Source organism: Paenibacillus caseinilyticus (genome assembly GCF_027533645.1).
Lineage (GTDB): Bacteria > Bacillota > Bacilli > Paenibacillales > NBRC-103111 > Paenibacillus_G > Paenibacillus_G caseinilyticus.
The window spans coordinates 187920-202016 of record NZ_JAQAGY010000008.1; the positions used below are offsets into that span (position 1 = coordinate 187920).

The window sequence follows — 14097 nt, forward strand, 5'->3', positions numbered from 1 at the left end:
CGTTCTTATTTCGCCGAGCCGCTGAGCAAGTTCTTCGGATCCTGCACCTTGGCCTTCAACGCATCGTTAATCTCTATGCCCTGTGCCTTCGCCGCATCCAGGTTAATGATCAGGTCCAGCTTGTCCGGGTAGCTGACCTTCATGTCGCCCGGCTTCGCCCCGTTCTTCAGAATCTCGACCGCCATCTTGCCGGCCTGGTAGCCATGATCATAGTACTTGAAGCCGTACGTAGCCGTAGCGCCTCTCTCGACAGTATCCCGGTCAGAAGAGAAGAGCGGAATCTTCTTGTCATTCGCCACTTTGATCATCGTGTCCACAGCGCTGACGACAGTGTTGTCAAGCGTAATGTAGAAGGCATCGACCTTGCCGGCCAAGGAATCCGCCGCCTGCTTCACCTCGGAGGAATTCGTTACCGCGGCCTTCACTACTTTGATATTATGCTTCGCCAGCGCCGCCTCGGCGTTCTTCGCCATCACCGCTGCGTTCGGCTCGCCTTCGTTCAGGACGATGCCCACGGTCTTCACCTTGGGGAAGTCAGAGGCGATGAGATCCATGAGCTTCGGCACGGCATCCGGATGCGTGTCGGCCGCGCCCGTTACATTGCCGCCGGGCTTGTCCAGGCTCTTCACGAGCTTGGCTCCGACTGGATCGGTGATGGCTGCGAACAGCACCGGACCGTCTTTCACGCTCTGCACGGCTGCTAGTGCGGATGGCGTAGCGATCGCAAGAACGAGATCCTTCTTGTCCGAGGCGAACTTCTGCGCGATCGTCAGGTTGTTGGTTGAATCGCCCTGGGCATTCTGGTAATCTACCTGAAGGTTGTCTTTCTCTACCAATCCGCTGTCCTTCAGTGCGGCCAGGAAGCCCTCCCGGGTCGCGTTCAGCGAAGGATGTTCGACGATCTGCGTGATGCCGATTTTATAGACCTTCTTCTCGGTTGCCGCGGGAGCGGCAGTGCTGCCGTTACTGCCCGTGGTTGCGGCCTCTTTGGCTCCACAGCCTGCGAAGATCAGGGGGACGGCAAGAAGAAGCGCTGTCAATTTGAATGGTTTCATGAACATGACCTCCTGCATATGTAGATGAAGCGTACTGCTTCGTCCGGGTACGGACGATTAGGGGGCTGCGGCGGTACCAATTGCTTCCACAAGGGAAGAATATTCCGTCGCATTCTCTACTATTTTGTAGAAATATGCTTTAACGCGGTAATGCTATATTATTACGCCGCTTCACATTCCGTCAATGGTTATTTAACCTTTGTTCATTATTACCAAGAGAAGGAGAATCCCTTTGAAAATCGCCCTATTCGTCCTGCTCCTTCTCTGTTATCCGCTGTTCCTGAAAGCCGTCCGGATCACTGATCTGCGGGCCGTTCCGCTCTTGATTCCGTATATGCTCGGCTGCCTTGCCGCCGTCATCCTGTTCTTCGAAGCGGCCGGCCTCTTCCGCAGAAAAAAGAAATAGACGACTTCCGGCCCCGGTTACGCTCGGCTCCATCGCTGTACAGCTGGCCCGCTGGGCGGGACTGACCGGTCACCGGCACCGCCTCCCGCGGCGAATCGCAGCAGTGGGTCCGGAGCCTCGGCGCCCACCATGTCATCAATCATCATGAGGATATGATGAAGCAGCTGACCGCTATGGGTATCCCTGGGGCCGACTTCATCTTGTGCCTGAACCTCACCCTCCTCAAGAACAAAAGCGCCGCGTTCGTCTAGGAATTCATGTTCACCTTCGCCATCTACGCCACCGAAGACCGGACCGAGCAGCATCGCCTGCCGAACCGCGCGGCCGAGCTGCTCGAAGCGGGCATTCTTCGCACGACGCAGACTGCGACGCTTCACGGCCTGAATGCCGCGGTGCTCCGGGAAGCGCACGCCCTGCTCGAGAGCGGCCGCACGATCGGCAAAGTCGTCGTGGCAGCGGAGTAACGAACACAGGCGCAAGGAAGCAAGCCAGCCCGCAGAAAAAAGGTTATCCGGTGTGCGGCCGGATAACCTTTTGGCTTTGGCAGAGCTTGGCAAAGCTTGAAAGAACTTGGCATGCGGAAGCGTGCCGCCGCTTCGCGCCACTTACGAGCCGCTGTCCGATGCGGGATCCGTCTCATTCATACTTCTCGCCCCAATCGCGCCGCTGCAGAATGACCCCTTCCAGCGTACGTCCGAGCTCCGTCAGCGAATATTCCACCCTGGGCGGAATCTCGCGATATACCCGCGGTGAATGAGACCGTCGCTTTCGAGCTCCCTCAGCTGAAGGGTCAGCATCCGCTGCGTAATGCCGGGCATCAGGCGCCGGAATTCATTGAAGCGGACCGTGCCGCAGGTAAGATGGTAGAGGATGACTCCCTTCCATTCCCGCCGATGACATCGAGGGCCGCTTCTACCGGACAGCCGTAGGCAGTTATCCCCCTTGGCACAGGCCGTAGCCTGCTTTACGGCTGCGCATGCTTCTCCCCTCCTCCCGTTACCGTCTTCGGTTAAGTTCCCGGCCATAAGGCCAGCCCGCTGCCGAGCAGGGCTCCGGCCAGCACGACGAACCAGGGCGGCAGCTTCCAGAACTCGAGCATACCGTAGAGCAGCGCGCCCACGGCAAAATCCGCCGGACGCAGGACGGCCGTCGTCCAGATCGGCTGGTACCAGGCGGCGAGCAGGATGCCCACGACGGCCGCGTTGATGCCGGCCAGCGCCCCTTGGGCCCGAGTGTTCGTACGGATATCCGCCCAGAAGGGCAGGGCGCCGAGGATCAGCAGGAAGGCAGGCAGGAAAATGCCGACCGTGGCCGCCGCCGCCCCCTGCCACCCGAGGGCCGCGGCGCCAAGATAGGAGGCAAAGGTGAACAGCGGGCCGGGCACCGCCTGGGCGGCACCGTAGCCAGCGAGGAACGTCTCGCTGCTCAGCCATCCCCCGGGAACGAGCTCCCGGTCCAGCAGCGGAAGCACGACATGTCCGCCGCCGAATACGAGTGAACCCGCCCGGTACATGATGTCGAACAGCGCTAGAAGCGGACTGTCCGAAGCAGCGCTGAGCCAGGGCAGGCCGAACAGCAGCAAGGCGAAGAGCACCAGACTCGCCGCTCCGGCCCGGCGGGTGATCGGCACCTGGAGCGCGGGCGCCGGCTCCTGCGAAGCAGCGCTCCGGTAGGCCCACAGGCCGTAGAGGCCTGCGGCGGCGATCAGCACGGCTTGGCTGTAAGCTGCCTGCCACAGCAGCGCGGCGCCGGCGGCGAGGACAGCCAGCGTGCGGCGGGAGCGGTCCGGGGCCAGCTTGGCCCCCATGCCCAGCACCGCCTGGGCGACGACGGCGACCGCCACGAGCTTCAGGCCGTGCAGCCAGCCGCCTGCTGCGTCGGCCCCGCCTTGCACCGCATAGGCGAACAGGACCAGGGCCAGCACGGAAGGCAGCGAGAATCCGAGCCAGGCGATCAGGGCCCCGGCCATACCGCCCCGGAGGAGACCGATGCCCATGCCCACCTGGCTGCTGGCCGGTCCCGGCAGGAACTGGCACAGCGCCACCAGCTCGGCATACGTTCGTTCATCGAGCCAGCGGCGGCGCAGCACATATTCCTGGCGGAAATAACCAAGGTGCGCGGCAGGCCCGCCGAAGGAGGTTAAGCCCAGGCGCAGCGAGACCGTGAAGAGCTGCCATAAACCGGGGCGCGGGACCTCTGCGCCGGGACTGCAAGACCCGCCGGATCCGTCCTGGCCCTTAAGCAAAGTTGGCGGCATAGAGTAGACCAAGCTCCTTTCCCTGCGTATAATGTCTACCCCATCTAAACAAATCGCGCGCGAACTTACAAGTATTTTTCTAATCAAAAGGGCCGGATGCCGCCCGCCTCTTCATAATGAAGAGAGCGGACGGCTCCGGCCGTGTGGCGTGAAGCTCGCTTTATTTTAGAATCTTGACCAGACGCTTCGCCGTGCCTTCCGGCGTCGCGACTGTCTCGTATACATGAATAGAGGTGCCGGATTCGATCTGTTCGGACTGAATGTCCGTGAATGTAATCTTGTGCTTGCCGGAATTGAGCTTCTGGGTACCCATGAAGGTGCCGGCCGAGGTGCTGAGCACACGTCCCGTCGAATCCACCAGGTCGAACTCGATGCCGGAGAAGCCGGAGTCGATGATCACCTGATCCTGGCGCGTGACGGTCAGGGACATGTTCAGTACATACGAGTAGTTCCCGCCGCTGTACAGCCAGCCGCCCGTATACCAGTCGAAGCCGACTTCGAACGGGTAGAAGCTGACCTTGGAGGCCGTCAGGTCGTCCTTCTGGAAAGCCACCTGATAAGTGCCCAGCGTGAGCTTGGCCGGAGCCGCGGCCTTCGCGTCGGTCACCTGCAGCGCGTATTTCGCTTCGTCCTCTCCATCCGGCAGCATGAAGGAGTAGCTGACCACATAGCTCGTTCCTGCGGCGATCATGGAAGCCGTGGTCGTCTGCCGCGTGCCCGGGTAAGACAAGCCGTTGCTTCCAAGCAGTTCTAGTCCCACTTCCGGGAGCGAGACGGCGGTGCTGCCGTTATTGGTCAGCTTGATCTTCGCGATCGCCGTACGGTAGCCGTATTCTTCGTTCTCATGCTGATGCAGCTCTACGAGCGTGGCAGACAGTTTCGAATCGATCGAGGAACTCGCACCGAGCGGCAACACATCGCCGAGCTTATACGCCTGGGCCGTCTGCAGCGAGTTCGCCTGCCGGGCAATCCCCTTCAGTGAAGCGATCAGCACGGGACGGTCCACCGACACCGTAGAAGAAGTTGTGGAAGTCTTCGCGGTAGTCGAAGTCGTAGATGATGTGGGGCTGCCCGCCGATGAAGAAGTGGAAGCTGTCGTACCCGTGCCTGTCGAAGCCGTGCTGCCCGTGCTCTTCGTCGTACTGGAAGTGCTGCTGGCCGTTCCCGAAGCGGCTGCCGAGCCGGAACTGCCGGTCCCCGAGCTTGCCGTATCGGAACCGGCGCGTACAACCAGATTCGCGGTCTCCGGATCGATCCCTTCGGGCAGCAGAGCGGAATACTGCAGCTGCACGGTAGCGCGGGGCTGGACATACGATTCGGTTGTCGTCCGTACCAGCGAAGCTTCCTCCGAAGCGTTGTACCCGAACTGGTATGTTCCCGAAAGGTCGGGCAGAGCCATCGCTTCATCGCTGTCGTTACGCACCGTTACCGTCGTCTGAACCAGCGTCTCATCATCCTGCGCCGCGGCGGCCGCTTTCTCGGCCACAAGCGTCAAGCCTTCATAGGTACCGGTCAGTCGGCGTTCGCCGCCGAGTGCGATGATCGCTCCCGTGCCGCTCACCGGCAGACTCGCCAGCACTTCCTCTTCCCCGGAAGCGTCCGTCCAGAGCTGGAACGTCATGCTCCCTGCCGCTGCCGACTCGGCCGAAGGGGCGAGGGAGCGGACCGTGCGGACCACCGTGCCGCCGGGTGGGAGCACGGACGAATCAGCTGCGAGCAGCGAGCCCGCATAAGCGTAACCTAGGGCATCCCTCAGCCGGTACTGCAGCGCGGCGGGCAGCGTAAGATCCGAGCCGCTGTCGTTGGTGATGGCCAGATCCACGTAGAAGTAGCGTTTGCCGCTCTCTACGGTCTCATAGCTATCCCCACGCTTCACGGTTACGAAGCCTTCGCTGTCCAGCGTGGTGTCGGCATCCTTCAGCGAGATGGTGCTCTGGGCCGATGGATCGGCGGCCGCCGGTGCCTCCACCGCCGCGTTCAGCGCGCCGATATCCCGGAGGCCGTCGGTCCCGCTGCCGTTCCATTCGAAGAGATCGACCTTCAGCCCTTCGGCCGAAGGAAGATTCCCCAGCTCCGAGTAGAACGGGAATTCCTGGTCGGCACCCGGCTGTACCCGTGCGCTGAGCTTGCCTGTCAAGCGGGCCGGATACCGGTTGCCCGCGGCGTCCAAGACGCGGACTCCGTACCGGTTGAAATCGACTACAGACGTACCGCCGTTATGCAGCTTCAAGGTAAACTGCATCAGGGATGAACTGCCGGAAGCCACGGAAACCCGCTCCAGCGTGAAGTAAGTATCGCCGGCAAGGAAGACACCCTCCTTGCCTGCTTTCACTGACGACGGTAATGCGATCGAACCGAGCGCCGTCGTCACTGCGAGTGCGTACAGCAGCGATTTGTTCCATATGTTCTTCAAAGGAAAAGCCTCCTTCAGTGTTCTTCTGGATGGATTGCGGCAGCGGCCAAGGACCGGTAAAGGAGCAGCGCACTGGATTCCCTTCCCGGACCACCCTGCCCTGCTAATTCGAGTACGTCAGTCGGTGCGCAGCGCATCGATCGGACGGAGCTTGGAAGCCTTGTTCGCCGGGTATAAGCCGAAGATAATGCCGACGAGCACGGAGAACAGGAAAGCGTACAGCCCGATGTCCATCGACAGCTCCGTCGGCTGCTTCGGATTGAGATACGGCCAGGCGAGAGCAAGACCCGAGCCGAGCGCAAGACCGATGAAGCCGCCGAGGCCGCTGATGACCGCCGACTCGACGAGGAACTGCAGCAGGATGTTGCGGCGCTTGGCGCCGATTGATTTGCGGATGCCGATCTCGCGGGTCCGTTCGCTTACGGTCACGAGCATGATGTTCATGATCCCGATCCCGCCGACGAGCAGCGAGATGCAGGCGACGCTGATCAGCTGGTTCGTCAGGGAGCTCGACGCTTCCTTGCGTGAGTTCATCAGCTCATCCTGATTCGACAGGTTGAAGCCCGTATCGCTCTTGAATTTGTAGGTAAGATACTTCTTCATCGTCGCCTGGGCGGTATAGATCTCTTCGTTGCTCGGGGCCTCGACATATGTCGTCCGGATGGCTCCAAGCTTGAAGGCGCGTCTGGCCGTCTCAAGCGGGACGAACACGGTATTATCGAGCGAGTTGCCCGTGCTATTGGAGCCCTTGCTCTTCAGCGTGCCTACGACCTCGAAGACTACGCCGTCGATATTGAGGCTCTCGCCGATCGGATCTTCCGTACCGAAGTATTCGGTGGCGATGGCACTGCCGAGCACCGCTACGCGGCTGCGCAGCTCCGAATCCGCATCGGCCAGGAATCGGCCGTCCGCCACTTCCCCCTTCATGATGTCGAGATAACGGTCATTGGTGCCGATGACATTATGGCTGGCCTGCGTCCGGTCATACTTCACATTGGAATTCTTCGTCATCGTAGGCGCTATGGCCGAGAATTCGGGCAAGAGTTCGAGCTCCATGAGCTCGTCATAATCGAGCTGCGTGGCCCGGCCGTTCCCCAGGACATTGACGACCATCATGTTCGTGCCGAGCGCCTCGTACTGCTTCTCGATCTGGGCGGTAGTCCCGCGCCCGATCGACACGAGGGTGACGACAGAGGCGACACCGATAATGACACCGAGCATCGTGAGCATGGTTCTCATCGGGGAGGAGACCACCGTGCGCAGCGCCATGCGGATTAGTTCGGAGGCTCTCATACCGTCACGCCCGCTTTCGGTGCCGCGTTCGCCGCCGTGCCGGGAATCGGCGCATTACGGATATCCGATACGATCTGGCCGTCCCGGATGGAGACCACTCTTCTTGCATTCTCCGCAATGTGCAGGTCATGCGTAATCAGAACGATCGTATTGCCCTGCTCGTTGAGCTTCTGGATAAGTTCCAGCACCTCGACCCCTGTCTTGGAGTCCAGGGCACCGGTCGGCTCATCGGCCAGCAGCAGCGCCGGCGACATCGCCAGCGCGCGGGCAATCGCCACACGCTGCTGCTGGCCTCCGGAGAGCTCGCTCGGCTTATGATGACCGCGCTGTCCCATGCCTAGCAGCTCCAGCATCTCCAGCGCCAGTTCCCTGCGCCGCTTCGGCAGCACGCCGGAGTAGATCATCGGCAGCTCCACGTTCTCGATGGCCGTCAGCCGGGGCAGCAGATTGAACTGCTGGAAGATGAAGCCGATCTTCTTGTTGCGCAGCTCCGCGAGCTGATTATCGGACATGTTCTCCGTGGAGACGCCGTCCAGTTTATAGGTGCCCGAAGTAGGCACATCGAGAAGCCCGATGGTGTTCATCAGCGTCGACTTGCCGGAGCCGCTGGGCCCGACGATCGCCACGAGATCGCCCCGCTGCACTTCCAGGGTCAGATCGTCAAGGATCCGGAGCTTCTCGGCGCCGCGGGCGTATTCTTTGCATATGTTGCGTAATTCGATCATGACTTCCACCTGCGTCTCTCCTTTCCTGCGCCGCGCTTACCGCTGTCCGCCTGTTCCTCCGCCCTGTCCGCCTCCAGGAAATCCGCCTGCGCCGCCGCCCGGGAAGCCTCCCGCGCCGCCGCCCTGCTGCATCATCTGCCGGATCCGCTCGATATCGGCCTGGGAGCCGTTCGTCGTCGTCTGGCGCACCGGAATCACTACTTTCTCGCCTTCCTGCAGCCCTTCGGTGATTTCGATCGACGTTTTGTTGCTGATGCCCGTCTTCACTTCACGCTGTTCTTTGGTCCCGTCCGCTTGGAGCACGGAGACGGTCCGCTTGCCTTTGGCGCGCTGCAGCGCTTCGACCGGCAGGGTAATGATGTCCTTCTTGTCCTGAACGAGAATCTCTGCAGTCGCCGTCAGGCCGTTGCGCAGCTCGCCCGAATTCTTGACCGTGATGACCACGTCGAAGAACGTCACCCCGTTCGTGGTCGTCCCTACGGTAGACACCTGGCTCACTTCGCCCTCGAACACCTTGCCGGTGATCGAATCCACCGTAACCTCCGCCTTCTGCCCCACCTTCACGTTCGGCAGATCAAGTTCGTCCACTTGAATGGGGAGCTGCATCGTATCGAGGCTCGCTACCCCGCCCAGCACCGTATTGGCTTCGATCGTCGAACCAACCGGATAGCTCGCGAGCACATTCTTCTTCTTATCGGCAAAATCGGTGGAGAAGACGCCGTCGAACGGAGCCGTGAGCGTCAGCTTCGCGATCCGCTCCTCGAGCAGCGCAATCTGCGACTGCTGCTTCTCGATCGCCTTCTGCTTGTCTTTGATATCATCCGCGAGCGTATCGCTGCCGAGCACGGCCAGCACCGCCCCTTTGGTCACCGTATCCCCCGTCTTCACCTTGAGATCACGGATCGTCCCGCCGGCTCCCGCGAATACGGGCTCGACGTTGTCGTAGGAAAGCGCCGCTTTGGCCGTCGATTCGGCTTCCCTGCCACCAAGCAGAACCGATCCCTCTACATTCATGCCTTCGTCCAGCGTACCGTCGTTGCGGATCTCGACCTCGACATCCACCAGCTTGTTGCCTGCCGCGTCGCCCCGGACCTGCTTGCTCACCGATAGCACCTTGCCCGTGCGGCTGAGCGAGAACCCGTCGGCTTCCAGCTCCACCTCGTCACCCTTCTTGAGCTGCAGCGCATCATCCACAAGGAACGGCAGTTTGACCTTAAGCACCGAGGTATCGGTGATGGTCGCGACGCGGCCCGACTTGTTCACGCTGCCTCCGGCGTCGATATTGCTCGACAGCGTGATTTCGCCCGCTACCGGAGCTGTGATGGTCATGCTGCCCTGCTGCTCCTGCAGATCTGCAAGATCCGATTGGAGCGTGGATAAGGTCGAGCGGGCGTCGCTCAGATTCGTATCCAGCTCCGGATCCGATACGACGACGAGCACATCCCCCTGCTTGACCGCCTGGTTGCGCGTCAGGTTCAGCGTCTTGATCGTCCCGTCGGCCGGCGCTATGATATTTTGAAGATCTCTCGCTTCGAACTGCGAGGTACCGGAGACGGTCGAACGGAGCTCGCCTTTTTTGACCTCCGTCGTTTTCTCCTGTTTCACCGCTGCCGCACTCTTCGGTTTCTGCTGAAGATAGACATAAGTGCCCCCTCCGGCCAGCACCACGGCCAGTCCGGCAATGATCCAAGTCTTGCGTTGTGGTCGTGCCATTCGTATGTTCCCCTCCTGAAGGACTAACGTGAATTCTGCTCTATAGCCTTCATCATAGCGCTCATTTGTGAATCAAACGTGAAGAAAGCTTAAGATAAGATGAAAATGAGCTGGGAGTTTGCTGAAAAAGCCGTTTCGTCCTGGCGAAAAAAGGGTATAAGGAGTGCAGCGTAAGGGGGAATGCGCAGTTCAGCGGCAGAGGAAGGCCTTCTGCAACAACCGCCTTTCCTCGTCAATAAAGGTTGGCAGCGCTAATGACTCCGGGGAGAAGACAAACTGCAGGCTTTGCGAGTGAGGCTGGCGATGACGACAACAAAAAAAGCAGACCGCCGTTAGGCAGCCTGCTTCGTTGTGCTTGATCGTTCCGTCACGTTCGATCCGTTAATGATCCACCAAGCCGTTACCCGTTGATAATCTCTCCGCCGTTGATGTGAAGGAACTGGCCGGACATATAAGACGAGTCGTCCGAGGCCAGGAACACATATGCCGGCCCGAGCTCCTCCGGCTGTCCGGGACGACTCATCGGCTGGGTGCCGCCGAATTCGGCCACTTTATCCGCATCGAAGGTGGATGGAATGAGCGGTGTCCAGATCGGCCCCGGCGCCACGCCGTTGACCCGGATGCCTTTCTCCGCCAGATTCATTGACAGCGAACGCGTGAACGCCACGATCGCTCCTTTGGTCGACGAATAATCTAGCAGCGTAGGCTGTCCTCGGTACGCCGTGATCGAGGCGGTGTTAATAATGGCCGCGCCCTCTTGCAAGTGCGGCATCGCAGCTTTGGTCATAAAGAACATGGAGAAGATGTTCGTGCGGAACGTACGCTCGAGCTGCTCCTGTGAAATTTCGGTGATGGAATCCTGCGGATGCTGCTCGGCCGCATTGTTCACGAGAATATCGAGCTTGCCGAACTTCTCTACCACCTTCCTCACCGCTTCAAAACAGAACTTCTCGTCGCCGATATCCCCTGCGATGAGCAGGCAGCGCGTGCCCTCTTCCTCGACAAGGCGCTGGGTTTCCTTCGCGTCCTCGTGCTCGTTGAGATAGATGATGGCCACATCCGCGCCTTCCGCCGCGTAGCAGGCCGCCGCGGCGCGTCCGATGCCACTGTCCCCTCCGGTGATGATCGCCACTTTGCCGAGCAGCTTGCCGCTGCCTTTATACTTACGGTCCTTCGCCACCGGCTTCGGAGTCATCTCGCTCTCTACGCCGGGTTGGCGGTCCTGATGCTGTGCGGGCATGGTTTGCTTTTCCTTCTGCGTCGTACTCATGGTATCTCTCTCCCTTCGGTAATGAATATCGATTTATTTATCGAAGCTGTACGTCTTCTCGATTCGGCCGTCGCCGCCATGCAGGATGGCGCTCGTTCCGTCCTGCTCCGCGAGCTGCCGTGCTTTGGCCACGGCTTCTTCCCTCGATCCGGACTGGAACCGTGCGGGTCCGCCTTCTTCCTTGACAGCCCATCCGGCACCCGGATCAGGAACGACATGATAGTCTACACGGGAAGCCGCCGGACGGCCGCCGCCATGCTTCTTTGGGGCATCGCGCGACTCTCCGCTATCTTGTTCCCCGTGGTGCTCATGCCATTCCTTCGCCTTGGCTGTGGCGATGGCGATAGCGCGTCCCTCTTCATGTCCGTCCCCTAGCAGCGCGTTGGCAATTTCCACTGCCTTGTGCCTGATCTCGGGGTCCATGTTCTTTAGGGATGGGGGGTAATCCCCGTCTCTCCACGGCATGGCTTACACCTCCTTCCACAAAGTGGATACTCTTATATTTATCCGGCCCCTCCCCCCGTGAAACAAGCCCGAAGGAACCGCCGGCTTCCCGATCCCCCGCCCGCCGCATCACTGCTGCGCCTTAACGGCGGCACTGACTTTTGGAGAATACATGCCGATCCGATATCCATATACAAAGTACAGGAGTTGCTTCGCGGGACAGCTCGCTTGGCTGATTGCCTGCCTGCGATTGTAACGCCAGCTTCTGCCCGATCACGCCAGCTCCTGCCCGATCACGCCAGCTCCTGCCCGATCACGCCAGCTCCTGCCCGATCACGCCCAAAACCCTCTGTCCGTAGGACAGAAGGTCTTGTTTTTCCCTGAGGTCTTGTCTTTCCCTGCAAAGTTCACTGCTTGCCTCGGGGTAAGCTGGACGGCAAGCGCGTTAGAGCTGAATCCAGACACTCTTCACTTCCGTGTAATTGTCGAGCGCGTAGGAGCCCATCTCCCGTCCGATGCCGGACTGCTTGTACCCGCCGAACGGGGAAGCGGCATCGAAGACGTTGTAGCAGTTGACCCACACGGTGCCCGCCTTGAGGCGCGCGGCCGCATAATGGGCGTTCTTCACGTTCTCCGTCCAAAGGCCCGCGGCGAGGCCGTAATCGCTGTTGTTCGCCCTGGCGATCACATCGTCGAGATCCTCGTATGGCATGGCCGCGACGACCGGTCCGAAGATCTCTTCGCGAGCGATCGTCATGTCGTCCCGCACATCCGCGAACACCGTCGGCTCCACGAAATAACCGGAGCCATAAGGGTTCGAGCCGCCGTGTACGAGCTGGGCGCCTTCGCTCTGTCCCTGCTCGATGTAGCGGAGCACCCGGTTCTGCTGCTCGCTCGAGACGAGCGGCCCGATCTCCGTCTCCTCTTCGAGCCCCGAGCCCTGCTTCAGGCTGCGGCAGTGCAGCGCCAAGTCGGCGACGACGTTGTCGTACACTTTCTTCTGAATGAAGAGCCGGGACCCTGCGCAGCAGACTTGTCCCTGGTTGAACATGATGCCGCTTAGAGCGCCCGGAATGGCACGCGAGAGGTCGGCGTCCGGCAGAATGATATTCGGCGACTTGCCGCCGAGCTCCAGCGTGACGCGCTTCAGCGAGTCCGCGGCCTGGCGCATGATCATCTTGCCGACTTCCGTCGAGCCGGTGAACGCGATCTTGTTCACGAGCGGATGGTTCACCAGCGCTTGCCCCGCCGTCTCGCCGAAGCCCGGGACCACGTTCACGACGCCGTCCGGGAAGCCCGCTTCCTGGATGAGCTCGGCCAGGTACAGCGCGGATAAGGGCGTCTGCTCCGCCGGCTTCAGCACGATCGTGCATCCGGTCGCGAGCGCCGGGCCGATCTTCCACATCGCCATGAGCAGCGGGAAGTTCCACGGGATGATCTGGCCGACCACACCGACCGGCTCATGTCTGGTATAGTTAAAATAATCGCCGCTGACCGGGATCGTCTGGCCCGTCAGCTTCGTCGTCCAGCCGGCATAATAGCGGAGGTGCTCAATGGCCAGCGGCAGATCCGCTCCCCGGGTCTCGCGGATCGGTTTGCCGTTGTCGAGAGTCTCGAGCCTGGCGAGTTCTTCCTTGTTCTCCTCGATGAGATCTGCCAGCTTATACATCAGCCGTCCCCGCTCGGCTGCACTGAGCCGGGACCAAGGGCCTTCGTCGAAGGCCGTACGGGCCGCGCGGACCGCCGCATCGATGTCGGCTTCATCCCCCTCGCTCACGGTAGCCAAGACTTCCCCGGTAGCCGGATTAGGCGTATCAAACGTACGTCCTGAGACCGCTTCCACAAATTGGCCGCCAATAAACAATCGTTTTGTCCCCTGCAAGAACAGGTCCAGCCGGCTGCGCTGCGCCATCATCGATTCGCTCATGAAAGTGCCTCCATTCTTGAAATAAAGTGCGTTCCCCCTTATTCTAAGAGAAGAAAGCGCTTTTGGTAAGAATGCACTTATTTGTGCGATAGTTACCCGGAGGATACTTTTGTGCCGTACAAGCCTTCAGGGCTCTGTACTGGTTCAGCGGATCTGCCCATCCGGTCTCCACCCTAAGCGAAAGGCGGAATGCCACGTGGCTGACGTGCTGAGGAAAGAAGTCAAAAAACGGCTCGAGAACAAGGAATTCCACTGCGAGAAGGAACTGACGCTTTCGCTGATCAGCGGCAAATGGAAAATCTCCATTCTGTATTACCTGAACGAGGAAGGCGCTCTCCGGTTCAGCGACCTGCAGCGCCTCTTCCCAAGGATCACCCACAAGGTACTGACCGCCCAGCTGCGCGAACTGGAGGAGGACGGCATCGTGGCCCGGCGCATCTACCCCGAAGTCCCGCCGCGGGTCGAGTATTCCTTGACGCAGCGCGGCGCTTCCCTGCTGCCGATCATCCGGATGATGTATGACTGGGGCAAAGAACATATCACCCATTATGCCAAGCGATAACCGGGGGATGGGACGCCGGGGAGAGATACCTT

The 14097-nt window shown here is 60.4% G+C and carries 12 protein-coding genes and 1 pseudogene; 3 read left to right on the top strand and 10 right to left on the bottom strand.

Annotation, left to right across the window (positions count from 1 at the left end):
* Window positions 1-5: 5 nt before the first annotated feature.
* Window positions 6-1055 (bottom strand): ABC transporter substrate-binding protein, encoded by a 1050-nt coding sequence (locus tag O9H32_RS14525; RefSeq protein ID WP_269866827.1) that lies wholly within the window; start codon window positions 1053-1055, stop codon window positions 6-8.
* A gap of 232 nt (window positions 1056-1287) precedes the next feature.
* Between O9H32_RS14525 and O9H32_RS14530 the strand changes: the two genes are divergently transcribed.
* Both O9H32_RS14530 and O9H32_RS14535 read left to right on the top strand, forming a co-directional pair.
* Window positions 1288-1461, top strand: coding sequence for a hypothetical protein (locus tag O9H32_RS14530; RefSeq protein WP_269866828.1), 174 nt, complete (start codon window positions 1288-1290; stop codon window positions 1459-1461).
* Between the two features lie 257 nt (window positions 1462-1718).
* Window positions 1719-1925 carry a zinc-binding dehydrogenase gene (locus O9H32_RS14535; RefSeq protein WP_269866829.1) on the top strand — a complete coding sequence of 69 codons (207 nt, stop codon included), beginning with the start codon at window positions 1719-1721 and terminating at the stop codon, window positions 1923-1925.
* A gap of 172 nt (window positions 1926-2097) precedes the next feature.
* Here the strand turns inward: O9H32_RS14535 and O9H32_RS14540 are convergent.
* The 9 genes and pseudogenes from O9H32_RS14540 to O9H32_RS14580 all read right to left on the bottom strand — a co-directional run bounded on the left by O9H32_RS14540 (window position 2098) and on the right by O9H32_RS14580 (window position 13503).
* A pseudogene (locus O9H32_RS14540) lies at window positions 2098-2410 on the bottom strand (winged helix-turn-helix transcriptional regulator).
* A gap of 60 nt (window positions 2411-2470) precedes the next feature.
* Window positions 2471-3718, bottom strand: a complete 1248-nt coding sequence (gene chrA, locus O9H32_RS14545; RefSeq protein WP_269866830.1) for a chromate efflux transporter — start codon at window positions 3716-3718, stop codon at window positions 2471-2473.
* Window positions 3719-3878: 160 nt separating this feature from the next.
* Window positions 3879-6131 (bottom strand): DUF4352 domain-containing protein, encoded by a 2253-nt coding sequence (locus O9H32_RS14550; RefSeq protein ID WP_269866831.1) that lies wholly within the window; start codon window positions 6129-6131, stop codon window positions 3879-3881.
* Window positions 6132-6248: 117 nt separating this feature from the next.
* Window positions 6249-7424 (bottom strand): ABC transporter permease, encoded by a 1176-nt coding sequence (locus O9H32_RS14555; RefSeq protein WP_269866832.1) that lies wholly within the window; start codon window positions 7422-7424, stop codon window positions 6249-6251.
* Entirely contained in the window at window positions 7421-8149 is a 729-nt protein-coding gene (locus O9H32_RS14560; RefSeq protein WP_269866833.1) for an ABC transporter ATP-binding protein, read from the bottom strand. The genes O9H32_RS14555 and O9H32_RS14560 overlap by 4 nt, the downstream gene beginning before the upstream one ends.
* Window positions 8150-8185: 36 nt before the next feature.
* Window positions 8186-9862, bottom strand: a complete 1677-nt coding sequence (locus tag O9H32_RS14565) for an efflux RND transporter periplasmic adaptor subunit (protein WP_269866834.1) — start codon at window positions 9860-9862, stop codon at window positions 8186-8188.
* A gap of 400 nt (window positions 9863-10262) precedes the next feature.
* Window positions 10263-11132, bottom strand: a complete 870-nt coding sequence (locus O9H32_RS14570; RefSeq protein ID WP_269866835.1) for an SDR family oxidoreductase — start codon at window positions 11130-11132, stop codon at window positions 10263-10265.
* 33 nt (window positions 11133-11165) lie between these two features.
* Window positions 11166-11597: a DUF2188 domain-containing protein gene (locus O9H32_RS14575; protein WP_269866836.1), complete on the bottom strand. Its 432-nt coding sequence runs from the start codon at window positions 11595-11597 to the stop codon at window positions 11166-11168.
* A 424-nt stretch (window positions 11598-12021) separates the two neighbouring features.
* Window positions 12022-13503: an aldehyde dehydrogenase family protein gene (locus O9H32_RS14580; RefSeq protein WP_269866837.1), complete on the bottom strand. Its 1482-nt coding sequence runs from the start codon at window positions 13501-13503 to the stop codon at window positions 12022-12024.
* Between the two features lie 196 nt (window positions 13504-13699).
* Between O9H32_RS14580 and O9H32_RS14585 the strand changes: the two genes are divergently transcribed.
* The gene (locus tag O9H32_RS14585; RefSeq protein ID WP_269866838.1) at window positions 13700-14065 is read left to right on the top strand and encodes a winged helix-turn-helix transcriptional regulator; all 366 of its coding nucleotides are present in this window, start codon (window positions 13700-13702) and stop codon (window positions 14063-14065) included.
* Window positions 14066-14097: the final 32 nt, after the last annotated feature.

Bases quoted from the DNA above. Each gene is read 5' to 3' on its own strand.
- O9H32_RS14535 (WP_269866829.1), top strand. From the start codon at position 1,719: ATGTTCACCTTCGCCATCTACGCCACCGAAGACCGGACCGAGCAGCAT.
- O9H32_RS14580 (WP_269866837.1), bottom strand. From the start codon at position 13,503: ATGAGCGAATCGATGATGGCGCAGCGCAGCCGGCTGGACCTGTTCTTG.
- O9H32_RS14575 (WP_269866836.1), bottom strand. From the start codon at position 11,597: ATGCCGTGGAGAGACGGGGATTACCCCCCATCCCTAAAGAACATGGAC.
- O9H32_RS14565 (WP_269866834.1), bottom strand. From the start codon at position 9,862: ATGGCACGACCACAACGCAAGACTTGGATCATTGCCGGACTGGCCGTG.
- O9H32_RS14525 (WP_269866827.1), bottom strand. From the start codon at position 1,055: ATGAAACCATTCAAATTGACAGCGCTTCTTCTTGCCGTCCCCCTGATC.
- chrA (WP_269866830.1), bottom strand. From the start codon at position 3,718: ATGCCGCCAACTTTGCTTAAGGGCCAGGACGGATCCGGCGGGTCTTGC.
- O9H32_RS14560 (WP_269866833.1), bottom strand. From the start codon at position 8,149: ATGATCGAATTACGCAACATATGCAAAGAATACGCCCGCGGCGCCGAG.
- O9H32_RS14555 (WP_269866832.1), bottom strand. From the start codon at position 7,424: ATGAGAGCCTCCGAACTAATCCGCATGGCGCTGCGCACGGTGGTCTCC.
- O9H32_RS14570 (WP_269866835.1), bottom strand. From the start codon at position 11,132: ATGAGTACGACGCAGAAGGAAAAGCAAACCATGCCCGCACAGCATCAG.